Raw genomic sequence first — 26,621 nt, forward strand, 5'->3', positions numbered from 1 at the left:
CTGAATTTCCATTCTAGTATAAGACAATTTAAATGCCTTGCTGGTTCGGTGAGAATGATTTTTCGAGAGTGCAGACGCAAAAACGCAGGCGTAGTGGTGCTACGCTGAGGCTTTTGCGTCTGTGCTATCGGAAAATCAGGCCAGCGAAACAGTAAGGTATTTAGATTGTCTTATACTAGTATACCATTTTTAAAAAAGTTGTGAAAGAGAATTTTTCTCAAAGAGCCGACACATGTTTGTAAAATAGTAACAGTTCAGACAGGCCTGAACTGTTACGCATCCAGTCCATTTAAATTCGCCTGCGGCGAAGGGCTGTATGCCTGCAACCACCATGTTTTCGTACGGTCTGCGCAGTAAATGCGCAGACCTGTCTGAGCTGTTACGCAAAATATTACAGTACGTGAAAATGTGGTTTTGTCTCTCCATAGAGCCAGTAAAGCAGGTATGCCGCCAGAAAGATCCCGAACACGCTCAGCCCGGAAAATAAGATGGTAAAGGGCGCACATATCTGTCCGAACAGTTGAAAAGGCTGATCCGAATAATCCCAGACGTTCCAATGCAGCCATTTATTCACTATGATCCCGGTGATAAACTCTCCCGCCGTCACAAACAGCACGCAGCGGACCAGCTGCAGCCAAAGCGGATCCTCCCATTTTACCCAGAGTCCCTGCTGTCCAAAGAAGACAAGGCAAAGCCCGCCCAGCAAAAACATGGACCAATGTGAAAAGCCTCTGAATATGACTTCAAATGTATAATAAATTGTTCCGCCCAGTGTCCAGAGTACCAGGTATTCGCTCACTTTTTTCACCGAAAAAACGTCCTCCTATATATCCATTCGTATCTGTTATATATAGTCTGGACGTTTTTTATTGAATTATAGGTGGAATTTATTGTTACTATGCACGTCTCATCGGGCGTGCATAGCAACAATTTATTTCTTAATCATATCGCCAATATAATAAAAACCTCTGCATTCTTTTAATTCCACACTTACAATCTTTCCGATCAGGTCCTCACCGCCTGGAAAATGAACCAGCAGGTTATTGCCCATTCGGCCGGTTACCAGCGCCGCATCGTGGTCATTGACCGTCTCGACAAGTACATCCTGGATTGTATTCGTGTATACACTACACACTTCGCCCGATATACTCTGCACCTCTTTTAAGAGGCGGTCGAATCGGTCCTTCACCACGCCCTCTGGAACCTGGTCTTCCATTACCGCCGCAGGCGTGCCGGTTCTCTTGGAATAGATAAAGGTAAAGGCGCTGTCATATCGTACTTTCCTGACCACATCCAGAGTCTCCTGAAAATCCTCTTCCGTCTCCCCCGGAAAACCAACGATAATATCCGTAGTCAGAGAGATGTCCGGCACAGAAGACCTTATTTTTTCAACCAGCTCCAGATAATGCTCTTTTGTATAGCGGCGGTTCATCTTTTCCAGAATGCGGCTGCTTCCGGACTGTACCGGCAGATGGAGATGACGGCAGATCTTTTCGGAGCTGCCCATCACTTCGATCAGTTCGTCGGACAGATCCTTGGGATGGGATGTCATAAAACGAATCCTTTTCAGTCCGTCTATTTTTTCAATCTCCCGGAGCAGCTGTGCAAAACTCATGGGCTGGTCCAGGTTCTTTCCGTAGGAGTTTACATTCTGTCCCAGAAGCATCACTTCAACCACTCCGTCAGCCACCAGTTCCTCGATCTCACGGATGATATCGCGTGGATTACGGCTTCTCTCCCGCCCCCTCACATAGGGGACAATGCAGTAGCTGCAGAAATTATTGCAGCCGAACATGATATTAACACCGGATTTAAACGAATACTTTCTTTCTGCAGGCAGATCCTCTACGATCTTATCTGTATCTTTCCATATATCGATGACCATACGCCCGGATTCCAGACGGGTAGCAATCAGTTCAGCAAATTTATAGATATTGTGGGTGCCGAAAATCAAATCTACAAACCGATAACTCTTCTTAAGCTTTTCTACGACTTCCGGTTCCTGCATCATACAACCGCAAAGGCCGATCAGCATATGCGGATTCTTTTTTTTGACACGGTTTAACTGGCCGAGCCTTCCGTACACCCTCTGATTGGCGTTCTCCCTGACGGTACAGGTATTATAAATTACAAAATCCGCTTTTTCCTCGTCGGTTTCCTCCCGGTATCCGATCTGTTCCAGTATACCAGCCAGTTTCTCGGAGTCCCTGGCATTCATCTGGCAGCCAAAGGTGACAACGCAAAAAGTCAGAGGATGGCCTGCTTTTTCGGCCTGCTCCCTGACGTATTCTCTTGCTTTTGCTATAAAATAATACTGCCTTTCCGGCTCTCGGACAGGCGGTTCTTTTAATAAGTCAATTTTTGAAAAATCAATTGTTTTCATATGTAATATCCCTTTACTTATGCCCCGGACAGCAGTCAGACAAACTGGTTCCTTGCGGCATCATATTCGTAATCTATCATTTTCAGCTTCCCGGCCAATTCTTCTGCGGATATCGCCAAATCATCGCAAAGTTCGTCCAATGATTGATAATAATCCCTGAGCTTCGTATTCACGACGCTCAGCAAAATGACCGGATCGCCCGGAAGTCCTGTCAGCATGTATAAATCTCCTTTTCTGTTATGATACATTCAGGCCGGATATCGTGTACCTCAGAAGGAATCCGATCCAGGCACTGCATCTCATAGGCAAGCGCTATGCGGCGGTATTCGGGATGCTTTCCAAGATAAGAGTCATAAAAGCCTTTTCCGTAACCAATGCGGCTGCCCCGCCTGTCAAAAGCCACGCCGGGCATAATAACCAGTACCTGGCTGCCGGAGGCCATTTTCTCTGCCGGCGGCTCGGATATCCCATAATACCCTTCTGACAGTTCATCCATACTGTCAATATAATAAAACTCCATTCTAAGCCCGGAGTTATCCACATGGATCTTGGGAACTGCAACCTTTTTTCCCATTTTCCAGGAGTATTCCACCAGCGACAACGTAGACACTTCTTCCCGGAAAGCGACATAACAATAGATCTCCTCTGCATTCTGATACAGGGGATGTCCGATAACAGCCTTAAAAATCCTGTCGCTGAAGGCCTGTCTCATCTCTGCGGGAAGAGAGGCCCTGTCTTTTTTTAGCCTTGCCCTAATTTCCTTTTTTGTTTCCAAACTTTTCACCCAGATTCACAACAGTCCCATCTTTTTCCTCAATATCAATTCGATCAAGCTGGCTGCGCAGATTCTGCCTGAAAGAATCCACATATTCCTGGCGCAGGATTTTCTGTTCCTTCTTTTCAGATTCGGTAAGGCCTTCGGCTTTGGATTTTCTGTATAATTCATTGATTCGTTTAATCTTTTGTTCGTCCATTTGTTTCTCCTATTTGCAGATCATTTTCTTTAGCAAAGCTGCAGAACAAAGTATATATTACACTATTTGACAGATTTCGTCTACTTATCAGCTCGAATAATTTTCTAAAAATCCGTAGAGTGCCTGTTCCGTCTCGATCAGTTTTCCTTCCTTGACTTCCTCCTGCATATCTTCCGGCAGGTTTGAAAGCGGAATACTTGTAACTTCATAAATTGTTGTCTTGTCATTGAGATAAACTACAATATATCCATGGAGCTCACAAATATAATAGCCTTCATTCTTTGTGGCACTCCCTTTTGTTGTAATGCTTTCCGTTTTCTGTTCCGGAATTTCAGCCTTGGCTTCCTGCCTGTCCAGCATATACTGGTAGCTGAGCTGGTAGCCAATCCCCAGCATGGAAACAAGCAGAAAAACGCCTGCAAAAAAGCCAATACAGTATTTCATTTTCATAAGGACCGACTCCTTTTTTCATACAGTATTGGCTTTTTTTATTATTCTATACAATTTTTCGAAAAAATTATCAGTTTATCGGCTGTTGTTTCTACCGTCCGCCGTGGGGAAGCAGATGCAGTTTTCTGCATATCCTCAGTATTTTCCGTCCCTGGGGCAGATCACGGATATCTTCCGGTGAAAGAGCACCCAATTTTAAGATACTCACGGCGTATACGGCAACGGCAGCCAAAATCGAAAGGATCGTCGGAATACGGCCTCCGATCAGAAGATCAAGCACCAGGTGCACGGCATACGTAACAACACCCATGATGACGGCTGCGAGAAGCGGCTTCACAAAAGTCTTTTCCATCTCCTGACGGTGTCCGTTCGCCTTGTGAATGGCCCTGATATTCAGGATACACATGCAAAGTGCAAATACAATGTTGCTGCCCACAAGCGCGTAAATATTCCATTTAAATACAATCAGCATAATCAGCAGGGAAATGATATGTACAACCAGTGATATTCCCGCATTCTTAGCAGGCACAGATATTTTGTCCAGGCCCTGCAGCACGGAATTTGTAACCGTGGATAAACAGTAAAATACAAGTGTAATGGATCCGACCGCGAGGAGCAATGCCGGTGTACGACTGGAATCTCCGAAAAGCAGAACCATAATCGGTGATGCCAGTACCACAAATCCCACAAAACAGGGGATTGCTATGAGCATGGTGAACCGGACAGACTGGTTAATCTTATTATGAATCTGCGGTCGGTCATTTCTGGCAACCGCTCCGGTCAGACTGGGGATAATAGATGCTGCCAGACCGTTGGCCATGGCGAGCGGTACACTGAGCAGTGTATTATATTTTCCCGAATAAATTCCCAGCAGAGCCATGTATTTTTCTTCCGAATACCCCTGCGCAGCCATAATTTTATTAAATATTGTCATATCCAGTAACTGGTTAATGTTGTAAATCGCAGTACTGAATATAATAGGAACGAGCGTAATCAGAAGAATCTTCAGAATCCGGCCGTAGCTCTCCTGACGGCGGGTTCTGTCTGTGCGGAGCTGTCTGCGTATGACACCGCGGTATACAAAAATGGCAAATAACAGGAAGAACAGGGCAGACAGGGCTCCTGCAATTGTTCCCAGTGTTCCTCCTGCGGCCCCGTATGCAGGCCCCATCAGATCGTTATTCTGCTTCTCCGCCGCTTTTATCCCGATACCAAAGAGGATGCTTGCGCCAGCCAGGCTGATAACCGCATTGACAATCTGCTCAATTACCTGTGACACGGCCGTGGGTACCATGGTGCCAAGCCCCTGGAAATATCCCCTCAGAACACCTAAGACGGATACAATAAAAAGCCCGGGCGCCAGAACCTTCAGGGCATAAGCGCTGAGCGGCGATTCCATGATGTGAGTGGAAATCAGATCCGCGCCAAAGAAAATGATGAGGGCGAATACAGCCCCAATCACAAGGGAAAACACCAGGGAGCATACAAATACGCGGAATGCGTTCCTTCTCTGCCTCATAGCCATCCTCGCGGAGACAAGCTTTGAGACTACGGTCGGCAGGCTCAGGGAAGATAGAAGCAGCGCCAGTGCATAGACTTCGAACGCATACCCGTAAAATCCCATCCCTTCATCCCCCAGAATATTTGTCAGGGGAATTCTATATACAACACCAATGATTTTCGTGATGACTCCGGCAATCGCCAGGATCGCACCCTGCATTAGAAAATCATCTTTTCTCTTTTTTTGCTTATGTGACTCAGCCATAAGTTCCCTCCGTGCAACTGTTCCGTTTACTTAGCAAAGAGTGTGATTGATAATCCTTGCTCCAATGCAAAACACACCCTACCGCAATATCTGAATATTTTCAAGAATGTCCCTCTGCTTCTGCTCCATAAGAAGACGTTCTTCCTCCTCCATATGGTCATATCCAAATAAGTGCAGCATGCTGTGGGCAATCAGAAAAGCGTATTCTCTGCGAGGAGAATGTCCGTAAGCCTCTGCCTGTTCAAGGACTTTATCTTTTGATATGACGATATCCCCCAGCATCAGTTCCCCGGATTCTGGGTTAAAGCAGTCCTGGGAATGCGCTTCCATCTCTGAAAAATCCCCGGGCGTCTCATATTCCAGCATAGGAAAAGACAGCACGTCCGTCGCTTTGTCTATCTGGCGGAACATCTGATTCATGTCCCGGATATCCTCGTCTGTGGTCAGCAGCAGATTAATCTCAGCCTCATACGGACAGCCTTCGTATTCCAGCGCCGCCTCAATCACAAGATTTGCTGTATCTTCTGTATTGAAAGGCAGCTTCAGTCCGCCTTCTTCTTCCATGTATAAACTCATGAGTTACTCCTTTACTAACTGTTTGCCGGTTCGAATTATAATTGTTTTATTTCCAATTCTTTACATACAAACTCCAGCCTATTATACACCTCATTTCACTCCCTTGTAAAGTTGCTTTTTTTACAAAGCTTCCTAGTATAGGACAATCCAAATACCTTGCTGGTTCGGTGAGAATGTTTTTTCGAGAGTGCAGACGCAAAAACGTAGGCGTAGAGGGGCTACTTTGAGGCTTTTGCACCTGTACTAAATGAAAAAGATACAGCCGGGATATCTTTTCCCCGGATGTATCTTTTTCATTCCATTTCAAACTATCTCGTCTTCGGACCGGATCCGATCCGTTTCTTGTCACGTCTTGCCTGTGTACGTTCTTCTTCCTTTTCAAATGCCTTTACAATATCTTTCACAATCTTATTGCGGACTACGTCACGGTTTGATAACTTCGTAACGGCGATATCATCGATACCGCCCAGAATCCGTGCGCATCTTTCCAGACCGGAATCTGTATTCCTCGGAAGGTCGATCTGAGTCACATCACCGGTCAGTACCATCTTTGAGCCTTCGCCAAGGCGCGTCAGCGCCATCTTCAGCGTGGAAAATGACGCATTCTGACTTTCGTCGATTATCACGCGTGCCCGGCTTAAGGTACGGCCTCTCATATATGCCAGGGGAGCAATCTCGATCTCACCGCGCTCCTGATGTTTCTCTGATTTTTCGCGTCCGAATATATCGTCCAGGGCATCGTACAACGGTCTCAGATAGGGGTCTACCTTCTGCGCCAGGTCTCCGGGCAGAAATCCCAGACGCTCTTCCCCCGCTTCTATCGCCGGCCTGCTCATAATGATCTTATCGATTTCCCCCCGTTTTAATTCTTCCGCTGCCTGGGCAACGGCCAGGTATGTTTTTCCGGTTCCGGCAGGGCCGATACAGAAAGTGACAATATTTTCCTTTAACGCTTTTACATAATTCTTCTGTCCAAGAGTCTTACACTTCACGGGGCCATGCTTATAAGTCAGGGTAACGACATCCTGCATGGCTTTATAAGTTTCATCGAGTCCTCCATCCCTGGATTCCTCGATCAGACGGTGTACGGTATCTTCCGTCAGCGCAGCGCCGCCGGTGTGGAGCTGTTTCATGCATTCTAAAACTTCTTTCACACAGTTGACATCAATCTCTGATTCCCCTGCGACTTCCAGCATGGAATCGCGGCCTACAATGCTCACATGAAAGCTGTTTTCAATTAGCTTAATATATTTATCCTCCGGCCCAAAAACGGCCTGCTGTTGATTTATGGTGTCAAACGACAGTTGTTCCTTCTGCAAACGATAATACCTCGCTTTCGTGATTTGGATATAGCACAAGAAGTATTATAGTGGAATCAACCTGTTTTTTCAAGTATTAGGACCCACGTTTTCATTTCTGTTTCACCGAAAATCCACATCGGATAATAAATATACCGGATAAGCACCTGCATTTTTAGAACTTACACATCTCCACACCTGTGCTCCCCGCTGCTGCATTCAGCCTTTCCATCAGCGGGCCGGAGGGAGGTGTCAGGTTTTCTAAACCATACCTCCTTCCCAGCGCCTTATACTTGCCTCTCCCAAGCTTATGGTACGGGAGCAGCTCATACCCGGCCACGGCAGAAGCTCCGGCGCTTTTTATGAACTCTCCGATTGCACGTATTTCCTCCTCCGAGTCATTAAAGCCGGGAATAATTGGAGTTCTGGCGATCAGGTCAAAGGAATACTTCCGCGCCATCTCCGCCATCAGAAGAAATCTATCCAGTATCAGCTTGTTTCCGGAGCCGGTCCATTGCTTATGTTTCATGTCATCCATGCACTTTATATCGAAAAATACCATGTCTGCATAAGGGGCAATCCTTTCGATCGTCTCTGCCTTCCCCGCCCCGCAGGTCTCGATTGCTGTGTTGATCCAGCTTTCCTTAAGAGACTTCAGCAGTTCTTCCAGGAATTCCGGCTGGGCAAGTGGTTCCCCTCCGGAAATCGTAACGCCGCCGCCGCTTTTCAGATAGAAGTTCATGTCCCGTTTCACCAGCGCTGTCACTTCTCCAGCAGTCATCTCTTCTCCGCTGATTTTCCTGCATCCCGTGAAGCACTGCTCTACACAGGGAAATGGAGATTCCCGGTCCGCGCAGTCACTGCAGATATTCCTGTCCCCGGCAGGTGATGTCTTTAACGCTCCATAAGGACAACTTTCCATGCAGGCGCCGCATGCAATACAATTGTCCGCAAAAAACATGAATTCTTTCTTATTACTTTGTGTTTCTGGGTTGCAGCACCATCTGCACCTCAGGGGGCAGCCTTTCAGAAAGACCGTGGTCCGCACTCCAAGTCCGTCGTTAAGGGCATACCTCTCAATATTGGCTACAAGGCCGCCTCTTTTTGCTGTACTTCCGTAAACTGAGCCTGTCATGATCCTGTCCCCCTGCATCTAGTCATTCCGATTAGCAAGGACAGCCGCTACAATGATAATTCCCTTGAAGACCATCTGCGGATAGGATGCAATTCCCAAAAGGTTCATGACATTCATCAGAATTCCCATCAGAAATGCGCCGATCAGAGTCTTTACCGCACCTCCGGTGCCTCCTGATAAGGATGCTCCTCCAATCACAACGGATGCGATGGCATCCAGCTCATATCCATCACCTACGGTTGCTGTACCCATGCTCAGGCGTCCCGCAAGAATCATTCCGGCCAATCCAAACAGAAATCCACCGATCGCATATACTGCCACAAGATATCCTTTTACATTGATACCTGCCAGCCTGGCGGTCTCCTGATTACCGCCGATGGCGTAGAGCCCTCTTCCATATTTCGTTTTATTTAGTACAAAAAGTACAATTAAAAATACCAATACCATGATAAAAATCGGTGTAGGAATGAATAAGACAGACCCCTGGATAAAATCCGGCCAGAATGTCCCGTCAATTCTCCGATTCTCTCCTACCTGATACATGTAGGCAAGGCCTTTCAGAATGGATGTCATAGCAAGCGTCACGATAAACGGAGCTACCTTTGCATAAGCGACCAGAACTCCGGTCACACAGCCGAATAAAATCCCTAATCCTCCTACTGCCGCAATTGCCATGGGCCCCATCCCATTCTGAATAAAACCTGCTGTCAGACAGACACAAATACAGACATACGAGCCAACTGAAAGGTCAATCCCGCCTGTGATGATAATCATGAGCATTCCCAGCGCACAGATTGCAGAAATAGAGTTCGTGATCAGGACTGATGTAATATTCCCTACTGTTAAAAATACAGGGGTCGCAAAACAACTGAATATAAATATAAGAATAAAGGCAATAATAACAAAATTATTCTTAATAAATTTCCCTGCTTTGAAATGACCTGTTTTTCCGGCAACAATCTTTTCCATATTTTGATTCCTCCTCACCTATCTCTGCTCATTTACAGTATTGGTTGCATATTTCATAATGTTTTCTTCTGTCAGCATTTCTTTATTCAGTTCCCCTGTCAGGTTCCCCTCGCTCATGATATAGACGCGGTCGCTCATACCAATTACTTCAGGCAGGTCGGAAGAGATCATAATAATAGCCACTCCGGCTTTTGCCAGTTCCTTCATAATTGTGTAGATCTCATATTTTGCACCCACATCAACCCCACGGGTCGGCTCGTCCAATATTAAGATCTTGGGGTCTGTCGCCAGCCATTTTGCCAATACGACCTTTTGCTGATTGCCTCCGCTTAAGCTTTTTACCGGATTATGCATGCCTGCCGACTTGATCCCCAGATCCTTGATAAACTTCTCTGTAAGGGAACTCTCTTTCTTTGGGTTCAGCATACGTCTTGTGCGGACCTTGTCCAGCGCTGCAAGAGTTAAATTAAAACACAGGGACTTGTCTACAATCAAACCGTTCCCTTTCCGGTCCTCTGTTACGAATCCTATGCCAGAGCGGATCGCCTCTTTTGGACACTTAAAGAGTATCTCCCTGCCATTCAGTTTAATCTTCCCTTTTCCTGGAATTCTGTAGCCGCCTGTCACCGCCATCATAAGCTCCGTCCGTCCGGCCCCCAGAAGCCCCGAGATTCCTACAATTTCCCCTCTTCTGAATTCCATGCTGACATGGTTTACGATATTTTTCCCGTCATATTCCGGATGGGGTACGCTGTAGTCCAGAATCTCCAGAATAATATCACCCTTTTCTGTCTCTATATCAGGATACATATTCTTTAATTCCCGGCCAATCATATAAGACACAAGCTGATCCGTTGTCAGTTCGCTTGTCTTTTTCGTCACGATCATTTTTCCGTCTCTCATGACCGATACAGAATCCGTAAGTTTAAAAATCTCCTCCAGCCTGTGGCTGATATAGATGATCGTAATTCCCTCATTTTTCAGTTCCTTCAGGATTCTGAACAGGGTCTCTGTCTCACGGTCTGTAAGCGGGGCCGTCGGTTCATCCAAAATCAGTACCCTTCCGCCCATCATAATTGCCTTGGCAATTTCAACTAGCTGCTGCTGGCCAACGCTTAAATACTTTACCTTTGATTTCACATCAATGTCCAGTGACAGCCGCTTTAATGCCTCTTCCGCTTTTTTAAAGACTGTTTTCCAGTCAATCCCCGTATGATTTCCCGGCATATGCCCCAGAAATACGTTCTCAGCAACACTGATCTCAGGAATCAGTGCCAATTCCTGATGCACCATGACAATTCCCGCCTTGTTCGCATCATCCGGGCTTAAAAGCTTCACCTGATTCCCTCCCACAAGCACCTCTCCCTCATATGTATGATGTGAAAAGCTCCCGCTTAATACATTCATCAGCGTAGATTTCCCTGCACCGTTCTCGCCGATCAGTGCATGGATTTCCCCTTCCTCGATTTGAAGGGAAACATCATCTATTGCTTTCACTCCGGAGAATGCCTTTGTTATATGTCTCATTTCAACTGCAAATCCCATACCTAACCACCTCTTTCCCTTTTCTTAAAGGCAAATCCTTTGATAAGGTAAAAGACCGCCCTTTGGCGGCCTTTTCCTTTTAATATGTGGAGTCCGGATCGTAAACATCGTCCACATTACTCTTCGTATAACATGTATTCGGTACGTTAAACGTCGCCGGCGTAGTGACACCGGATGCCTGCTGTGCAGCAAGGTATACCGCCCATTTTCCCATAATTCTCGGGTCGTTGGATACTGTTGCCGCAACACCTTTGTCACCGTCTTTAATCCATTTCAGGACAGATTTTCTTCCATCAATCGATGTAATCATAATCTTCCCGGTCTTGCCGGCTGATTCAATTGCAGAAACAACTCCCTGGCATCCGCCGTCACATGCACTGAAGATAATGTCCAGATCCGGATTTGCCTGCAGAACATCAGTCGTCACTGTCATTGCGGGCTCTGGCTGCCAGTTATAGTACTGGTATGCAACAATATCCAGATTTGATTTTCCGTACTTTTCGAGCATATAGTCATTGTAGCCGTTGATCTGCCCCCATCTTCTCAAATCGGACTCTTTTTCCTGTGCTGCCGCGGAGAGTACAAGTGCTTTTACAGAATCCTTCCATCCATATTTTTCGTCAAATGCCTTTGCTAGTTCAAAGCCGCCCTGATAGCCGCTGTTCTCTACATCAGCAGAGACAAATGTGAAAGGCGCCGCCTCTTCACTCATTGCACTGTTTACGACTGTCAGTGGTATTCCTGCATTATGTACTTTCTCGATTGCGGGAAGAAGCCCTGATGAATCCTTCGGGTTTACAATAATTGCGTCCATTTTCATATTTACCGCAGTTTCAATATCACCCATCTGTTTTGTAATATCATCTTCCCCATCGTATACGGTCAGTTTCACGCCTAAGTGCTCCGCCTCCAACTGTGCCACCCTTACAAGCTGTTCATACCATTCCGAGCCTGCAATGTTTCTTTGAGAAAGCGCAATCTGCAATCCTTCGAATTCATTTTCTTCTCCAATCGGCTCTTCCGGCAGCGTGTTCAGCATTTCATTTGTCGGTGAGAAGCTTTCTCCCGTTGCATTACTTGCTTGTGCACTTTTTGTCTCTGTACTCTTTTTCTGGCTTGCCGGCTGACAGGCTGCTAAAGTCCCCATCACGCATATACACAGAAATATACTCATTATCCTTTTTTTCATCTCTTTTTCCTCCCATTCTTCTGAACAAACTTACCTATAGTTTTTCTTCCGTTCTTTCGATAATATCCTGCTGGACATCCCTTGACAGCTGTGTAAAATACGCGCTGTATCCTGCCACACGTACAAGCAGGTCTGCATATTCCTGCGGATTTTTCTGGGCAGCAAGCAAGGTATCCCTGCTCACGATATTAAACTGCATCTGTGCACCGCCGGAAGCAAAATATTCATCTATCAGACTTACAAATCTTTTAAGTCCGTCATTTTTCACTACCCTTTCCATAACGCACCTCCTCGCATTTTCCAACCTGCATTTAAATTCAGCAAGGCCTCTATCCGGCCTTTTGGAATGTTAATACAGGTCAGACGGGTTAAATTTCAAATTATACAATGAACCGCAGGAAAGCAGTATATTGTTAATCTTTGACACAGAACGGATTGCTGCAGTTGGACCACTCGTATCAGTTCCTTTCATCGGGGACTGACCATCTGCCACCGCAGTGTAAGCTTCCCGTCCGTCCGGTGTCGCGCCGCATACCTTGCCGAACGGAGTGTTGCTTGACACGGTGCTCGTAGAGCAGTGAAGCGTGCCTCCGATTGGACCACGGCCATATCTTGTGTTTTTATAGGAACATAATTCATTTGCTGTAAACGCAAGCATCTCCCTCGCCAGTTCATCTACTTCATCAATGTCATTCCCATATTTTTCAACGCCTTTGCACAGAGCTTGTATCTGCGGGCCCGTCGGCCTGCTCTCCATATCCTGGAAATTTGTTTCCAAAGCATGCTTAAGCTGCGCCCCTGTCAGTTTCTTATCGTCAAATACCAGTTTCTTAACCGCGTAAAGACTGTTGGCAATATTGGCAGTCCCAATGGTCTGCTGCCCTGTGAAATCATACTTTGCACCGCCCTGTTTAAAAGTCTTCCCACGCTCCAGCGTCGTCGTAGGACAGCCAAATACAGAGGTCATCGGCTCATTCATATGCTCTTCCCAGAGCTGGTCAATCGTATTTTCCAGAATCGCCTCCATCTTGATATAATACCGAAGCTGATCCTTATATGCCTCCTTCACTTCCTCGAAGTTTTCAAAGGACGCCAGGTTTTTCCCGTTTTTATTCGGGTGGAGGCAGATACCGGTTCTCGGATCCGTTCCATTATACAGTGACATCTCCAGGGCTTTTGTACAGTTCAGCCATGCTCCGCCGGTTCTGCCTCCCAAGAGCCCTGCCGGTCCCGGTTCCACACATCCGATGATGCAGTAATTATAAGCATCGTTCAGCTCATACCCCCGATTCAGGAGTGCCGGGATATATGTCTCATCATTAAAGATAGACGGAAGTCCTGTTCCAAGCCTCACCACTTCCGCTGTCTTCATTTTGAATTCAAATGGTGTGTTTTTATGGAAACGCACGGTCAGCGAAGGCTGCGGTATTCTTGTATGGTAGATGGCATCTAAACAGATGTAACTGAGTTCATTCGTTGCATCGCATTTTCTCACCGGGTCCTGTCCGCCGATCGTAAGATTCTGGAACATCGGTACTCCCCGGAAATAATCTGTATCCTGCCAGCTTCTTACTTTGTTGCTTGTATAAATCTGCAGGAAAAAGTTTTCTACCATCTCAACCGCATGTTCCCGGTCTAAAAGTCCTTCGGCAATATCTTTTTTATAAAATGGATACATAAATTGGTCAAACCGCCCAAAGGAAATTCCCACACCATTATCTTCTATATGCAGACAGATATGGGTGATGATGATAAACTGAAGCGCCTCTTTGAAGGTCCTGGCCGGTTTTGCGGGAACATGGGTGCACATTTCTGCGATTTCTTCCAATTCCTTTTTTCTGGCCGGGTCAGCTTCTTTTACTGCCATCCCGGCGGCAAGCTCTGCATATCTTGCCGCATAATGAATGACCGACTTGGCCGTTACAATAGCAGCTTCATAAAAATCCTTTTTCTTTACCGCTTCGGGATCATTTTTCCAGTCCAGATGATCAAGCCCCTGCTCTGCAAGATTCATAATTTCTTCCAGGCCGTGGTTAATCAGCCATTCGTGTGCTGTAGCAAAGTGACCGTCACCGCCCTGAAAATATGCCCCTATATCCGCGGCTTTTATCTCATAGTGGGTCAGGAGCGCCTCTTTCGGCAGCCTGCTCCGAAGCCTGTCCACATGCGTTTTGCCCTTCCACCAATCACATATATGGCGAATGTCATCCAAGTCCTCCTTGCGCAGAACGTATCTGTCTGCCGGTCTTGTATCTGGGAAATATGGATTCCCTTTGATAAATTCCTCCTCCATCCACTCCACTTCAAACTCTGGAAAAATGGGCGCCCAACGCGGTTTTGAGGATTGGTTGCCTGCAAACAGGCTCCCCGGCATCATGTAGATACTCATATTCTTTAATACATGCTCAATCGCGCGCGCCCGTTTTAGTACATTCGGCAGATCCGGTTCTGTTTCATAAAATTCCGTCAGATATTTTCCTCTCTCTATGCAGATACCGCTTTCAAAAGAAGTAATATACCTGTATAATTCATCAATACGCTTTGATCTCACTGGCTTCGTACTGATTTGATACGAAAGGTTCTCTTCCATATATTCCCTCCTACTATTTCATGTACATCTATGGTTTCACGATATATCGGTCTTCCTGCAATTATTATATTTGTTATTATATTCTGCTTCAACTCATTATCTTTGGTAAAAAGAGGATTTTCTTTAGTTTTTTGTGTGTTTTGTATGGTTTTGATATCTTTTTCTTTTATTCATTGTATTTTTTCACTACATCTATTGAAATCTCCGGTACAATCCATTATACTGATTCCAATCTGGTACATCATATTTAAGGGGGAGGATTATATGTTAAAAGTTTTGATTATAGATGATGAAGAGAAGGTCTGCAGACTGATCCAGTGCCTGATTGACTGGGAGTCACTCGGTCTGCATATCGCAGGTATATGCCATGACGGACTGCTGGCCCTGGATATGGTAAAAGAAACTTCTCCGGACATTATCATTACCGATATCCGAATGCCAGGATGTGATGGACTTACCCTGATACGGGCTGCAAAAGAATTCAATCCCGGAATTCATTTTATTATTATCAGCGGTTATGGGCAGTTTGACTACGCACAGCGTGCCATTCAATACGGTGTTTCTGATTATATTTTAAAGCCAATCAAAGAAAAAGACCTAAAGGCAACACTAGTCTCAATCGTAGAAAAGCAACAGTCAATGGAATCGCATAAGCAGCAGGATGAAGCAATCCGAAAAGAGTTAAATTCGACTCAGGAACGCATCAAATCCAATTTCATCAACGATCTGATTTTAAACCCGCAGATCATACAGGCCTTCCATTCGATTGAAGATATCAACCGGACTTATTACACCGATTTTAAGGAATCTGCTTTTACTCTGCTTTGCATTTATCTTGACACCCCTGATGAGAATGGACGGACAATTGTCAGTGATTTTCTGGTGAATAAAGCAGCCGGGATCATTGATTCTGAAACAGGGCAATATCATGACTGTTCCATGACCGTTTCCGGCAAATACATATATTGCCTTGTCAATGACAATGAAGAACAGCTTTCACACATTTACCAGACTTCCAAAAGCATCCGGGGCGCCCTGCTGTCATTAAAAGAAATCTTTCCTGAACTTCATGTGATACTGCTTCAAAGCGGTATTAAGAACACTTTTGCAGAAATCACCGATTGCTTTGGAGAGATAGAATCTGCACTGTGTGAAAAAGTCCTCTCAGGGAGCGATGCCATTTATTCCTATTCCCGGATACCGATATGTAAAAATCAAGTATCGGACTTTATCACCCCCTCTTTCAGAAGCCAGTATCTTAGTTATGCAGAGACATTCCAGTACGAAAAGCTGCGGGAATTTCTTTCTGGTCTTGCGCATCAGCTTGTCCATCTGGACTCTGTTACGGGCGCGTTCATCCGACGGGTATACAATGAAATTGTTACACTCTTTTTATTCTGCCTGAATCAGCATAAAATCAATGTATCTTCGGACGAGCTGACTGATAAATGGAATACTTGTTTTCTTTCCTTTACTTCTGTTTATGATGTTTTTTCTTATCTCGCCGAAGAACAATGTGCTTTGCTTCAGGACTGGAAATCCCATAAGAAGAAAGCGCAGTCCAAAGCTGTACTTACAGCGAAACAATATATCAACGAGAATTATGAGCAAAGCCTGACACTGGAACAGATTGGGCAGGTAGTCGGTCTTAACGCCTCTTATTTTTCGAATATCTTTAAGAAGGAGACCGGGATCAGCTTTATTGAATACCTGACAGATGTCCGCATTCAGAACGCCAAAGACCTGCTCACAGAGACAGATCTGGAAATCATTGAGATAGCCGAACGTACCGGCTTCCATGACTTGAAGTATTTTATAAGGTGCTTCCGCAAGACTACCGGAATGACTCCTGCAGCTTACCGAAAACTTTTTTCCTGACATACGGGTGAGAACATGAAAAAAACTTATTATCATATACTTTGTACATTCTCTGTCATTCTGGTTGTGTTATCCGACATTGCCGTCTGTCTGACAGTGATCCCCGGGAAGATCTCTTATACAGCACTGTTCTTTTTACTGGCAGCAGTCCATATAGCATTGTTCGTTTATATTTGGTATTTTCTCCGCAGGCCGCAGAAAATCCTAAAAGAAGCTTGCAGGGATTATAATTCCATGCAGGATTTTGATGCCTTTCTGGCATCTGCTTCTCCCTTTCTGTCCGAAGATCTGCTGCATATGATGTATGATTTTAAACATCAAAAAATAGATTTTGCAAAGTCTCAAAAACAGGCGGAATATCTTGCGCTGCAGAACCAGATTAATCCGCATTTTTTGTATAATACACTGGAAGCCCTGCGGGGGGATACACTTTACGAGGGATTGAAGACCGTTTCATCGGTCATTGAGGCACTGGCTACCTTTTTCCGTTATACAATTACCGATACCGGCAATCTGACTACGATGGAGAATGAATTGGACCATACAGAAAATTACTTTATCATACAGAAATACCGGTTTGGGGATAAAATTAATATGAACGTTATCTGGCCGGATGACAAAAACGAGGTTCTTACCCTGCTCATTCCTAAACTGACGCTCCAGCCAATCATTGAAAATTCAATCTTCCACGGACTTGAAAAAAAGAGCGGGAATGGGAAAATTACGATTTCGATTGAAACCACAGAACGGTTCCTGTTTATCAATATTTCAGACACAGGCATTGGCATGACGCACGATATTCTGCATCGGATCAATGCATCTCTCGAGAATCCTGCCAAACCGCCAGCCCCCACAGGGAAACAGGAACGCCAAAGCATTGCGCTTCAGAATGTAGCACGCAGGATAAAACTTCTGTTCGGCAATGAATACGGCCTCCATGTCTACAGTACTCAGGGAATCGGAACCGATGTCCGTATCATCCTGCCCAAAATACAGAAAAGGAACCTGACTCTATGAAAAAGGAATTATTTCGTATCTTCAATCTGTCGATTCGCCAAAATCAAAGTGCAGTCCTTTCGAACCTCTATCTGCAGGTTTTTGAAGGGGAGCATACTGGAATTCTTTTTAATAGTTTTTATGAGAGAACAGCTTTCTTAGATTTTATTGATGGTAAAATTTCTGAAGTAGAAGGAATCATTTATTTCGAAGAGACTGCTGTTACATATCAGGATTATATCCGTTCATATAAAAAGGAAACGGCGATTATCTATGAGTCCAGCCGTCTGATGAACAGCCTTTCCGTATATGAAAATTTATTTTATGAACAGCTTTCATTTTTATGGATTACGGCTAAAAAGTATAAGAAAATGGCAGAAAACCTGTTCGAATTCTTTCACCTGTCTTTAGATGTTAATCAAAAAGTGAAGTCGCTGACCAATTTTGAACGAATTGCAGTTGAGCTGGTCAAAGCATTTCTGCAGGGAAAGAAACTAATTTTTTTATCGAATGCCGCCTCTCTTTTAGATGCCGGTGAATTCGAACAGCTTTTATCTATTCTCAAGGTATTAGAAAAGCACGGTATCACGTTCCTTATCGGAGAGACTTTTGATATCCGTCTCTTTCGGCTCACGTGTACGCTTCATCTGATAAAGAACGGACAGACCCTCCGAATCCTGCCGCGCTCTCAGATCTGCCAGGAAGAGATTCAGAGGTCACTTGGCTCATATTCTGTTCTTCGTCATCAGAAAAGCCATCATCAGGACAAGGATATCAAAGAATCCGTTCTGGCCTTCGATAATGTGCAGGATATATTGCCTGCCCCGCTGTCGTTTACGCTGAAAAAGGGGCAGATCTTGAAAATCATCTGTTCCAGTAACCGCGAAACAGATTATCTTTTATCGATCTTGAGACGGAGAGCATCAGCCGGCAGCGGCAGTATACTTTTCAGGGGACAGCCTTTACAGTCAGTCTCTCTGAATCAGTATCTGAAAAGCTGCGGAATCATTGAATCTAATCCGCGCCGGACCGTACTTTTCCACAACATGACCGTGCTCTATAACCTCTGTGTACCGCTTGACAGCAAAATCCATAATTTCTGGACCAATCCAGGCAATCAAAAGGGGGTTGAATACACGCTTAAGGATATAATTCCTCCAGGATATCTCCAGATGAATATCGATCAGGTGCCAATGGAAATTGTACAGAAAGTCATCTACTGCCGCTGGCTTTTATATGTTCCCGAATTACTGGTCTGCATGAACCCTTTTTCCATTATAGATACTTCCTTAAACCAGATTACGCTGGACATGCTGCGGCTTCTCTCTTCAAAGGGAATCGCCGTGCTGATTATCTCTAATAACTGGACTATGGATACAGAAATAGAAGGAGAAGCAGTATTTTTAACACAAGAATAAATAACAGGGAACAATGCGAACAGTTCAGGCAGGACTGAGCTGTTACGTACAATGATTATTCTTGCGGCCCGCCGGCCTCCTCCTGCCCCTCATTTTCAATCTCAATAATTTCCGTATCCGCCTCCTGTGTGATTCTTTCATTGAGATACAAAATTCCTTTTGCCGTAGCCGTATTTTTGCTTATATGTATTTTGACTCTGTTTTCCCGGATCTGGACGTCATTTTCCTCCAATTCCTTGGAAAACTGCTTAAAGTTGCTGCTCAACTGTTTTTGAAGCTCTTCTTTTGTGTATGGTTTCTCTTTGGACGTATAGGATCTTACGATTTTGTTGCCATAGGATAGCGGAAGATAAAAGTTCTCGCCCAGTTTGAGTTGATGCTCATTGGTATACATCTCCCACTCTTTGTAATCATTTTTCACGGTTCCCGCGGAGATGTACCAGGAACCTGCCTTGATATAATACAGCCGCCGCTGTGACTTTTCATAATATTTCTTTTTATACGTTGTGCTGATCGAGTCCTCGTAATTCAACTGCGTATCTGCAAATATATCGGCGTCGGACTTCTGATACTGGTAACCGGTCACTTCCCCCGCGTCATTAAGCACCTCTATCCTGCCGGTTACAAGTACATCCCCTTTCGCCACGGTGTCGCCCACATGAACCTGTGGAATACCGGATCTAGTAATAATGCTGGTAATGACGCCATCCTTTGTAGCTATCAGATCGCTGGGCGTCTCCGTTTCCTTTCCCGCATCCGGAGATGCATCCCCCTGGCCTTCTGCTCCCGCACCATCGGCACTTTCTGATTCTTCCCGGAAAGTGTCCTCATTCTCCTTAATCTGAATGCGCAGCCGGCTTCCATCTATGGAGGCGGATACCCAGACAATATCGTCATACTCTTTTCGGATATCTTTTACAATCTGCGCGCAGTCTACTTTCTTTTTTGCCATATGCGGGGACACATCTTTCGTCTCAAGAAATTCCAGCAACGTCTCGTTTGTCCATTTTTCATTGCCCTCAAAATGGATATCCCATATAAAACTCGAATAGAAATATAAGAGGCCAAGACAAAGAATAAAGCTGATAAAAAAAAGCTTTCGCTTTCTGTATCTGTGCAGAAAGAAAGGAAGACCGTTTCTCTGGACAAGTAAAACTTTTGTATGAGTCTTCCTGACAATCGGCCTGAGTCTGCGGAATCCCTTCAGGCTCATATACATCTCGTATGCATTCCCGCAGGGATTCAGCCCCCAAATATAGATCTGGTGATGGCGGCACAGGTTCAGGAAACGTTCCGGGGAATAGCCTTCCACCCGGATTTTTACATACCCGTGAATATAGCGAATGATTGACTGAATCACTGTTTCCTTACCTCACTTACAATATTCTAGTGATAAAATCCTGCCTGTTATTTTCATCTCATCATTCGTATAATATTCGATCTGCAGATTCTTTCCCTGCAGCCTGATCTGATATCCCTTGGTCTGTACACGGATCAGGACATCCGTGTACTCTATAATGCCCCGGTAATTCTCAATGCAGACTTCTCCTGCCCCTATGATGGTCACAACAGCCGCCCCGAGGACTACGTCTTTTGGCATGCTGGCTGCAGAGGCCAGCTTTTCCTTTATTTTTTCATTTTCTATTTCTCTTCCCATATAGAAATGCCACACATACGCCCTTTATTTGTAGTATATGTGCGGCATTTTTGTCCTATTCGGTTAACAGTTATGTTTTATCCCGCGGCAGCCGGCGGCGGATGGCAGCGACGCGCAAATGTATGATGTCATGCGGAGCATGACGCGTGTCTCGCCGCAAGTACGCCAAGGCGTACTTGAATGAATCACTTTCGTCCCCTTATCAATATCCCCGCTGCAATGAGTATCAGACCGCCCGCTAACAGCCAGAATTTTTCCGCATAGCTGCCTTGGGACATGGAAAACGGGTAAAATACTTTCAAATATTTTGCACCGCTTCCAAATGCGACGATATAGTAAAAGACAGGAATCATATAACCTGCAATCAGATTGTCGAACAGAGCGAAGCCAAAGATCCCCAGCCCCCCTACAAACAGCATTTCGGCCAGGGTGCCTCCGTAGTATGGGAGTATGTGGAGCTGACAGCTGTTGTATGAAAGCACCGCCATGTAAACGCCCAGCAGGATTGCGAGCAGAACGACTGCTTCCAGCACACGGATGCCGTATATCGCTGTAATTTTCGTATATTTTGAACGGATCAGGTCGCGGAGGTCCGGATTCTGCTCCGGCAGAAACACCGGCGTCAGCATAATGATGCCCAGCAGCGCCACGTAGCGTTCCAGTACTTTTGCAGCATCCTCATAGGGCAGATTCTCCACGCCCAGTACAAGCGGAGAAAAACAGAGCAGAAGGATGGCAATCATGGCATGAACGGGAATATTATGCCTTGTGTTTTCTTTTAAGATTTCCAAATATTTTACCACGGATATCCAGCCTCCCTTTTCTTTTTTGTGTGTAAATAAAAATGGATATTGCTAACAGGAGAAGCGAAAATGCCGCGTAAAGCCCCCTGTTTGCCGCTAGCTGACCAAAGTTTTCATGAAAGCCCGAATAATTATAGACCGTATTGTGCCTTGGTACGAGGCTCCATCCATATGCACCCCCGTGCATACTGTTCATGGATCCGAAGATTGTCAGGAACCACCAGGCTATCTGAACCAGGACCCCGAGTGCAGTATCCGTCAGTTCGGTCAGTACCAGCCCGACTCCTGCGGAAGCCATTACCGTTGGAAGAAGCCAGCCGAAGCTGTATTTAACAAATGCCAGAACATCCGTCTGAATCCCTGTACCGGATGCAGACTGTAAGCACTGAACCAGCGGGATACAGGATAACAGGAGAACCGGAACCATGATCATAATCAGCATGGCAGCATACCGGCTTGTGATGATACAGGCAGAGGATGCCTTCCTGCTGGCAATCAGTTCCTGCATCTTTGAGCGTCTGTCACGCAGCCCGCGGGTCACTGCCAGAAAGACCGGCAGAATACCGAGCAGAATTCCCATATAGTCACAGAACAGTCTCGCATAACCACCCGTGAGATGGTCGTTTTCTATCAGGCTATTATAGTCTTCCAGAGCCTCCTCATATGACTTAGGCTGGGAGACGCTTGTCTCCAGGCTGTCCGGCGCATAGTAAGAGCCTCCGCCCAGAATATCGTCGACTTCCTGCATGAACGCTTTAAACCGTTCATACGTCAGGCCTTTTTTTACCTGTGTTGGGCTGCTGCCGTATATCACCTGGGCGCCGCCTTCTGCCTCCTGTATTGCATCCGCAATGTCGCCTTCCCCCGAAAGCCCTGTAGTCTCCTCCACAATCTCGCCAATCCGCTTCTGCTCCTCTTCGCTTGGAGTGACAGACTTATAAAATCCGATTGGATAGGTGGTATATGTTCCTGCCAGGTATTCCGAAACAAGCCGTCCAAGTACAGATTCCATGATATCCGTCTCATTTCCTCCATATGTCCATCCGTAATTTTCCTGTCCCGGCTCAGGCTTTTCATCTATCGTCATTCCTCCCAGCTGGGAAAAATAAAAGACCACAAGAATCACCACGATCAGCCAGTAGATCATACTTTTCATTGTCTGCCGGCATTTTTTTGCTAGTAAACTCAGGAACATCAGAGATCACCCCGCTCTCCGTGCATAAGATACATGTAGGCATCTTCCACTCCCGCCTCACAGCACTCAGCATGTGCAAATGGTTTCTTTTCGGCAATAAAACGGACCATTACGTTATTCCCAAGCGTCAGCATGCTGGTGACGACATAGCGTTCCTTCAGCCGAGGAAGCTCGGATTTGCTGATCTGGGCCGTGTAGACTCTTCCGTCCGCCATATCAATCAGATCAGAGACCGTCCCCTGATACAGGATCTCACCCTCATTTAATACCGCAATCTGTTCGCACGTAGCTTCGATATCTCCGACAATGTGTGTGGACAGAATAACGATTCTCTCCTGGGCAATTTCGCTCAGCAGATTGCGGAACCGGACTCTCTCCTCGGGATCCAGGCCTGCAGTAGGCTCATCTACGATCAGCACCTTCGGATTGTGGAGAATAGCCTGTGCGATCCCCAGCCGGCGCTTCATTCCGCCGGACAATGCCTTTACCTTTTTCTTTTGATCCTCCAGGAGATTCACCTGGGACAGAAGCTTTGGTATCAATTCTCTGCGTTTCCGGCTTCCAAGCCCGGACAGTACGCCCAGATAATCCATTGCCTCGTAAACGGTCATATTCGGGTACATGGAAAATTCCTGGGGCAGATATCCTGTGATCCTGCGCACTCTTGCCGCATCCTCCACCGGAATGCCGCAGACAGAGACGCTTCCCTCTGTCTTAGGCAGGAGCGTTGCAAGTACTTTCATCAGTGTGGTCTTGCCTGCGCCGTTTCTGCCAAGCAGGCCGAACATCCCCTTGTGAATTGTAAGGTTCACATCTTTTAAGGCACATTTTCGTCCGTAATATTGATTTAAATGTTCAATTTTAATTTCTGCAGACATTTTTCTCATCCTCTCTTATTGTCATTCTCTGCTCCCGGGGGGCACGGATTACGGGGTGCCCTTTGGGTATACATTGTACTGCAGCAAAGCTGCAGACCCGCCCGCAGGGCACGGATTACGGGGTGCCCTTTGGGTATGCATATATATTAGCCCGAAAATGTCTACACTTTCTCTACAAAAACTTAAGAATCTCTTCATTCATTCTTACAGGAAAATGAAGCCGTCACAACGGCGCCTTGATCGATACTGTTAGCAATGCTCAGCGTTCCTTCATGTTTCGCACAGATATGGCTGCAGATATGGAGCCCAATGCCAAAATGTGGATCTTCCTCCCCGTCTGCGGCATCGGAAGCCCTGTGTTCTTTATAATAGGGATTCAATGCATTCTGAAGATCCCCCTGGGTGAAACCTGGGCCGTCGTCATGCACGGTAAGAACAAGAACCGCCTTTTTATACTCAAAATCCAGCCGAACCCAGATTCTGTTTTCCGCATAGCGGATTGCATTTGAAAGCAGATTCTCCAATACTTCCAGGATCAGGCCGGTGTCTGCGAAAAGTATTTCATCCTCACTTTTCTTAGCGGGTACTGATAAGGTAATCTGTATATCTCCAATCTGGTTCAGAGAAAAAATGACTTCGCAGATCTCATTTTCTATTCTGGATAAATCACTTTTTTCTCTGTGCACCGGGAGCTCATCTATGCTGCGGATACCTTTCATTGTCCGGCTGTACTGTTCCAGGCGGTTCAGATGTGAGGACATCAGATGCAGCGTGTCCAGCATCTTTTCTTCATTTACTTTGCCCTGCGGAATATAGCGGGCAAGAAAGTCGGAATATCCCTTCAGAACGGTTAAGGGCGTCCGCAGGTCGTGGGCGAAAGCCGCATTGAGCTGCTTCTGGTTTTCCACAAGTTCCCACATCATCTGCTTATTATGTATGAGTTCCTGCTTCATATCATCAAAGGAGCGGCAGAGTTCACCCATTTCGTCCCGGCTGTCATACGTCAGGTCAAAATCCAGATTATTGTTCCTGACGGCCTCCGTCCCCTCCTGTAGAATCCGAAGGGGGGCCGAAAGCCTCCTTCTATAAAATATCCTGCAGGCCAGAATGGAGCCCACAAGGGTATATAGAAACGGACACCAGGTACGAACAAAATCCAGCAGCTTCACTAGCACGCTGTCACGGGACGATAAACTGGAAAAGGTCTGTGTCCAGAATGGCCAGCCCGACAGCTTCACACTGTATATCCATATATCCTCACCGCTGTTATAGCTTTGCAAGATCCTGCTCTCCCACTGAAAACAGAAGATAATTGTGACATAAGAAAGAAACATAGCGGCTGCGGCCGCCACTAGTATATAAGCAGTTATAGCAGTGCAGAAACGTGTGTTTCTTATTCTCATTCTCGTGTGTTCTATCTTTTCTTCTAACCAATCCATTTATAACCAACTCCCCATACAGTTTCAATATACTGAATATCGGTGACTGCTGACAGCTTCGACCGGATTCGGCGTATATGTTCCGTTACAATACTGCTGTCCCCTTCCCCGTCATAGCCGCGGACTCTGTCGTAAACCTGTCCTCTTGTGAATACCTGGCCGACGTGCATGGACAACAGTTCCACAATATTAAACTCTGTCTTCGTCAGATTCAATGCCTTCCCGTCATAATATACACAACGTTCTGTATAATGTATGGCAAGGCCTCCCTGCATCTTAACCGCCTGTACTTTTGTCCTGCGTTCTTCTCTGCGCAGATGTGCCTCAACCCTGGCTCCCAGCTCGTCAATACTGAAAGGCTTCAATATGTAATCATCCCCGCCCAGCATAAGCCCTCTGATCCGATCCTGTTCTTCCACCTTAGCCGTCAGAAACAAGATGGGGCAGGATACATGGTCACGGATCATCCTACAGACTTCAAACCCGTCAAGCCCAGGCATATTCACATCCAGCAGAATCAAATCAGGCCTGCGTGAGGACTGCTCCAGCGCCTCCACACCATTGAAGGCACTGGCGACCTCATACCCCTGAATTTCAAAATAATCTTTTAACAGCTGCACAATCCCCGGTTCATCGTCCGCAACTAAAATTTTTTTACTCATAAGCCTTAAACCTCTCCATTACAACATAATAACATTTTATTATACCGGATAAATCTCTACAAAAGCCCTATAATCCCAGATGAAATTGATTTTTCAATACTCCCGTCAGCATCTCCTCATCCACCCCTGTATACAATTTTCCATCAATCAGCAGATTAGGAGCCGTTCCGCAGTGTTTCAAACAGCTCTGTGTGCGAACCCGCACCTTCCCATCCCTGGAAATCCCATTCCGCCGCACCTTCAAAACTTTCTGCAGAAACGAAAGAATATCCCGTCCCCCCTGATCCGCACAGGCCTTCCCCATACAGACAACAATATCATGCAGAAAAGCCGCCTCCTTCAAAGTAGGATACATCCGAACCAAAGCCCTTATAAAAGAAGGCTTCACCCCAGTCACCGCAGCCGCCCGCTCAATAACCCCAGCCGTAATACACCCATAAATATCCTGCAGCTCCCGCAACAAAGCCACAATTAACTCCTGCCCCCCTCGATTATCCATCCCCCCATAATAAGCCAAAATTTCCTCACTCTTCCGTTCCCGTTCCAATTCATCCATATATTCACACCCCAAATCCTAATTTATACATCAGTATACCCCGTTCCCGTAAATTTTAATTACCAAGAGAACAAATGAATTCCTAAAGATAAAATCCCCGTCGGCATCTCATAAAAACCATCCACCAAAACACAAGCCTAACATTCCTATCAGTTAATTGCCTCACCAAAATCCGCGAAGCCATCCCCAATCCGCCTCTCCCGCCACAGTTCCCCACAAAGGAAAAAATCCTGCCGCCCTGATGCGCCAGCGCCGAAGATGGGCG

24 protein-coding genes and 1 pseudogene are annotated in these 26,621 nt (G+C 45.8%); 3 read left to right on the forward strand and 22 right to left on the reverse strand.

Annotation, left to right across the window (positions count from 1 at the left end):
* Positions 1 to 391 precede the first annotated feature (391 nt).
* The 14 genes and pseudogenes from ARB69_RS17225 to ARB69_RS17295 all read right to left on the reverse strand — a co-directional run bounded on the left by ARB69_RS17225 (position 392) and on the right by ARB69_RS17295 (position 14,874).
* Positions 392 to 808 (reverse strand): putative ABC transporter permease, encoded by a 417-nt coding sequence (locus ARB69_RS17225; RefSeq protein ID WP_050642276.1) that lies wholly within the window; start codon positions 806 to 808, stop codon positions 392 to 394.
* Between the two features lie 123 nt (positions 809 to 931).
* Positions 932 to 2,383, reverse strand: a complete 1,452-nt coding sequence (gene miaB, locus ARB69_RS17230) for a tRNA (N6-isopentenyl adenosine(37)-C2)-methylthiotransferase MiaB (RefSeq protein WP_050642275.1) — start codon at positions 2,381 to 2,383, stop codon at positions 932 to 934.
* Positions 2,384 to 2,418: 35 nt separating this feature from the next.
* On the reverse strand, positions 2,419 to 2,601 hold the full coding sequence (locus ARB69_RS17235) for a DUF4250 domain-containing protein (protein WP_050642274.1): 183 nt from the start codon (positions 2,599 to 2,601) through the stop codon (positions 2,419 to 2,421).
* The gene (locus ARB69_RS17240; protein ID WP_082203092.1) at positions 2,595 to 3,167 is read right to left on the reverse strand and encodes a 5-formyltetrahydrofolate cyclo-ligase; all 573 of its coding nucleotides are present in this window, start codon (positions 3,165 to 3,167) and stop codon (positions 2,595 to 2,597) included. The genes ARB69_RS17235 and ARB69_RS17240 overlap by 7 nt, the downstream gene beginning before the upstream one ends.
* Positions 3,136 to 3,357, reverse strand: coding sequence for a DUF896 domain-containing protein (locus ARB69_RS17245; RefSeq protein WP_009004195.1), 222 nt, complete (start codon positions 3,355 to 3,357; stop codon positions 3,136 to 3,138). Before ARB69_RS17245 ends, ARB69_RS17240 begins: the two co-directional genes overlap by 32 nt.
* Positions 3,358 to 3,444: 87 nt before the next feature.
* The gene (locus ARB69_RS17250; RefSeq protein ID WP_050642272.1) at positions 3,445 to 3,807 is read right to left on the reverse strand and encodes a hypothetical protein; all 363 of its coding nucleotides are present in this window, start codon (positions 3,805 to 3,807) and stop codon (positions 3,445 to 3,447) included.
* Between the two features lie 91 nt (positions 3,808 to 3,898).
* Positions 3,899 to 5,572 (reverse strand): putative polysaccharide biosynthesis protein, encoded by a 1,674-nt coding sequence (locus ARB69_RS17255; RefSeq protein ID WP_050642271.1) that lies wholly within the window; start codon positions 5,570 to 5,572, stop codon positions 3,899 to 3,901.
* Between the two features lie 78 nt (positions 5,573 to 5,650).
* A complete protein-coding gene (ybeY, locus tag ARB69_RS17260) occupies positions 5,651 to 6,148 on the reverse strand; it encodes an rRNA maturation RNase YbeY (protein ID WP_050642270.1) in 498 nt (165 codons plus the stop codon).
* A gap of 308 nt (positions 6,149 to 6,456) precedes the next feature.
* Positions 6,457 to 7,467, reverse strand: a complete 1,011-nt coding sequence (locus tag ARB69_RS17265; protein ID WP_050642269.1) for a PhoH family protein — start codon at positions 7,465 to 7,467, stop codon at positions 6,457 to 6,459.
* Between the two features lie 154 nt (positions 7,468 to 7,621).
* Complete coding sequence (locus tag ARB69_RS17270; protein ID WP_055154447.1) at positions 7,622 to 8,581, reverse strand: glycyl-radical enzyme activating protein; 960 nt, start codon at positions 8,579 to 8,581, stop codon at positions 7,622 to 7,624.
* 18 nt (positions 8,582 to 8,599) lie between these two features.
* Positions 8,600 to 9,550: an ABC transporter permease gene (locus ARB69_RS17275; RefSeq protein WP_050642267.1), complete on the reverse strand. Its 951-nt coding sequence runs from the start codon at positions 9,548 to 9,550 to the stop codon at positions 8,600 to 8,602.
* 18 nt (positions 9,551 to 9,568) lie between these two features.
* Complete coding sequence (locus ARB69_RS17280; RefSeq protein WP_055154449.1) at positions 9,569 to 11,095, reverse strand: sugar ABC transporter ATP-binding protein; 1,527 nt, start codon at positions 11,093 to 11,095, stop codon at positions 9,569 to 9,571.
* 79 nt (positions 11,096 to 11,174) lie between these two features.
* Positions 11,175 to 12,284 (reverse strand): substrate-binding domain-containing protein, encoded by a 1,110-nt coding sequence (locus tag ARB69_RS17285; RefSeq protein WP_050642265.1) that lies wholly within the window; start codon positions 12,282 to 12,284, stop codon positions 11,175 to 11,177.
* A gap of 34 nt (positions 12,285 to 12,318) precedes the next feature.
* Positions 12,319 to 14,874, reverse strand: a pseudogene (locus tag ARB69_RS17295) (glycyl radical protein).
* Positions 14,875 to 15,138: 264 nt separating this feature from the next.
* On the opposite strand from ARB69_RS17295, the gene ARB69_RS17300 reads away from it, so the two are divergent.
* The 3 genes from ARB69_RS17300 to ARB69_RS17310 are packed head-to-tail and all read left to right on the forward strand — an operon-like array spanning position 15,139 to position 19,166.
* A complete protein-coding gene (locus ARB69_RS17300; RefSeq protein ID WP_055154453.1) occupies positions 15,139 to 16,752 on the forward strand; it encodes a response regulator transcription factor in 1,614 nt (537 codons plus the stop codon).
* A gap of 15 nt (positions 16,753 to 16,767) precedes the next feature.
* Entirely contained in the window at positions 16,768 to 17,769 is a 1,002-nt protein-coding gene (locus ARB69_RS17305) for a sensor histidine kinase (RefSeq protein WP_050642261.1), read from the forward strand.
* On the forward strand, positions 17,766 to 19,166 hold the full coding sequence (locus ARB69_RS17310; RefSeq protein WP_050642260.1) for an ATP-binding cassette domain-containing protein: 1,401 nt from the start codon (positions 17,766 to 17,768) through the stop codon (positions 19,164 to 19,166). The genes ARB69_RS17305 and ARB69_RS17310 overlap by 4 nt, the downstream gene beginning before the upstream one ends.
* A 55-nt stretch (positions 19,167 to 19,221) precedes the next feature.
* Here ARB69_RS17310 and ARB69_RS17315 read toward each other — a convergent pair whose 3' ends face one another.
* The 8 genes from ARB69_RS17315 to ARB69_RS17350 all read right to left on the reverse strand — a co-directional run bounded on the left by ARB69_RS17315 (position 19,222) and on the right by ARB69_RS17350 (position 26,356).
* A complete protein-coding gene (locus ARB69_RS17315) occupies positions 19,222 to 20,526 on the reverse strand; it encodes a sporulation protein YqfD (protein ID WP_174518415.1) in 1,305 nt (434 codons plus the stop codon).
* A 12-nt stretch (positions 20,527 to 20,538) separates the two neighbouring features.
* Entirely contained in the window at positions 20,539 to 20,823 is a 285-nt protein-coding gene (locus ARB69_RS17320) for a YabP/YqfC family sporulation protein (protein ID WP_044927356.1), read from the reverse strand.
* 185 nt (positions 20,824 to 21,008) lie between these two features.
* A complete protein-coding gene (locus ARB69_RS17325) occupies positions 21,009 to 21,626 on the reverse strand; it encodes a hypothetical protein (RefSeq protein ID WP_055154455.1) in 618 nt (205 codons plus the stop codon).
* Complete coding sequence (locus ARB69_RS17330) at positions 21,583 to 22,782, reverse strand: hypothetical protein (protein WP_330377722.1); 1,200 nt, start codon at positions 22,780 to 22,782, stop codon at positions 21,583 to 21,585. Before ARB69_RS17330 ends, ARB69_RS17325 begins: the two co-directional genes overlap by 44 nt.
* A gap of 38 nt (positions 22,783 to 22,820) precedes the next feature.
* The gene (locus ARB69_RS17335; protein WP_050642257.1) at positions 22,821 to 23,699 is read right to left on the reverse strand and encodes an ABC transporter ATP-binding protein; all 879 of its coding nucleotides are present in this window, start codon (positions 23,697 to 23,699) and stop codon (positions 22,821 to 22,823) included.
* Between the two features lie 194 nt (positions 23,700 to 23,893).
* The gene (locus ARB69_RS17340; protein ID WP_055154459.1) at positions 23,894 to 25,138 is read right to left on the reverse strand and encodes a HAMP domain-containing sensor histidine kinase; all 1,245 of its coding nucleotides are present in this window, start codon (positions 25,136 to 25,138) and stop codon (positions 23,894 to 23,896) included.
* Complete coding sequence (locus tag ARB69_RS17345; RefSeq protein WP_055154461.1) at positions 25,126 to 25,800, reverse strand: response regulator transcription factor; 675 nt, start codon at positions 25,798 to 25,800, stop codon at positions 25,126 to 25,128. The genes ARB69_RS17340 and ARB69_RS17345 overlap by 13 nt, the downstream gene beginning before the upstream one ends.
* Before the next feature lie 67 nt (positions 25,801 to 25,867).
* The gene (locus tag ARB69_RS17350) at positions 25,868 to 26,356 is read right to left on the reverse strand and encodes an NAD(P)H-dependent oxidoreductase subunit E (RefSeq protein WP_055154463.1); all 489 of its coding nucleotides are present in this window, start codon (positions 26,354 to 26,356) and stop codon (positions 25,868 to 25,870) included.
* Positions 26,357 to 26,621 lie beyond the last annotated feature (265 nt).

The organism is Faecalicatena contorta (assembly GCF_001404335.1).
GTDB classification, from domain to species: Bacteria; Bacillota; Clostridia; order Lachnospirales; family Lachnospiraceae; genus Faecalicatena; species Faecalicatena contortus_B.

What these genes read in the sequence shown, in the direction of transcription:
- ARB69_RS17250 (WP_050642272.1), bottom strand. Translation starts at nt 3,807, where the DNA reads ATGAAAATGAAATACTGTATTGGCTTTTTTGCAGGCGTTTTTCTGCTT.
- ARB69_RS17345 (WP_055154461.1), bottom strand. Translation starts at nt 25,800, where the DNA reads ATGAGTAAAAAAATTTTAGTTGCGGACGATGAACCGGGGATTGTGCAG.
- ARB69_RS17320 (WP_044927356.1), bottom strand. Translation starts at nt 20,823, where the DNA reads ATGGGAAGAGAAATAGAAAATGAAAAAATAAAGGAAAAGCTGGCCTCT.
- ARB69_RS17235 (WP_050642274.1), bottom strand. Translation starts at nt 2,601, where the DNA reads ATGCTGACAGGACTTCCGGGCGATCCGGTCATTTTGCTGAGCGTCGTG.
- ARB69_RS17335 (WP_050642257.1), bottom strand. Translation starts at nt 23,699, where the DNA reads ATGTCTGCAGAAATTAAAATTGAACATTTAAATCAATATTACGGACGA.
- ARB69_RS17285 (WP_050642265.1), bottom strand. Translation starts at nt 12,284, where the DNA reads ATGAAAAAAAGGATAATGAGTATATTTCTGTGTATATGCGTGATGGGG.
- ARB69_RS17270 (WP_055154447.1), bottom strand. Translation starts at nt 8,581, where the DNA reads ATGACAGGCTCAGTTTACGGAAGTACAGCAAAAAGAGGCGGCCTTGTA.
- ARB69_RS17280 (WP_055154449.1), bottom strand. Translation starts at nt 11,095, where the DNA reads ATGGGATTTGCAGTTGAAATGAGACATATAACAAAGGCATTCTCCGGA.
- ARB69_RS17275 (WP_050642267.1), bottom strand. Translation starts at nt 9,550, where the DNA reads ATGGAAAAGATTGTTGCCGGAAAAACAGGTCATTTCAAAGCAGGGAAA.
- ARB69_RS17245 (WP_009004195.1), bottom strand. Translation starts at nt 3,357, where the DNA reads ATGGACGAACAAAAGATTAAACGAATCAATGAATTATACAGAAAATCC.
- miaB (WP_050642275.1), bottom strand. Translation starts at nt 2,383, where the DNA reads ATGAAAACAATTGATTTTTCAAAAATTGACTTATTAAAAGAACCGCCT.
- ARB69_RS17255 (WP_050642271.1), bottom strand. Translation starts at nt 5,572, where the DNA reads ATGGCTGAGTCACATAAGCAAAAAAAGAGAAAAGATGATTTTCTAATG.
- ARB69_RS17350 (WP_055154463.1), bottom strand. Translation starts at nt 26,356, where the DNA reads ATGGATGAATTGGAACGGGAACGGAAGAGTGAGGAAATTTTGGCTTAT.
- ARB69_RS17330 (WP_330377722.1), bottom strand. Translation starts at nt 22,782, where the DNA reads ATGAAAAGTATGATCTACTGGCTGATCGTGGTGATTCTTGTGGTCTTT.
- ARB69_RS17310 (WP_050642260.1), top strand. Translation starts at nt 17,766, where the DNA reads ATGAAAAAGGAATTATTTCGTATCTTCAATCTGTCGATTCGCCAAAAT.
- ARB69_RS17305 (WP_050642261.1), top strand. Translation starts at nt 16,768, where the DNA reads ATGAAAAAAACTTATTATCATATACTTTGTACATTCTCTGTCATTCTG.
- ARB69_RS17340 (WP_055154459.1), bottom strand. Translation starts at nt 25,138, where the DNA reads ATGGATTGGTTAGAAGAAAAGATAGAACACACGAGAATGAGAATAAGA.
- ARB69_RS17300 (WP_055154453.1), top strand. Translation starts at nt 15,139, where the DNA reads ATGTTAAAAGTTTTGATTATAGATGATGAAGAGAAGGTCTGCAGACTG.
- ybeY (WP_050642270.1), bottom strand. Translation starts at nt 6,148, where the DNA reads ATGAGTTTATACATGGAAGAAGAAGGCGGACTGAAGCTGCCTTTCAAT.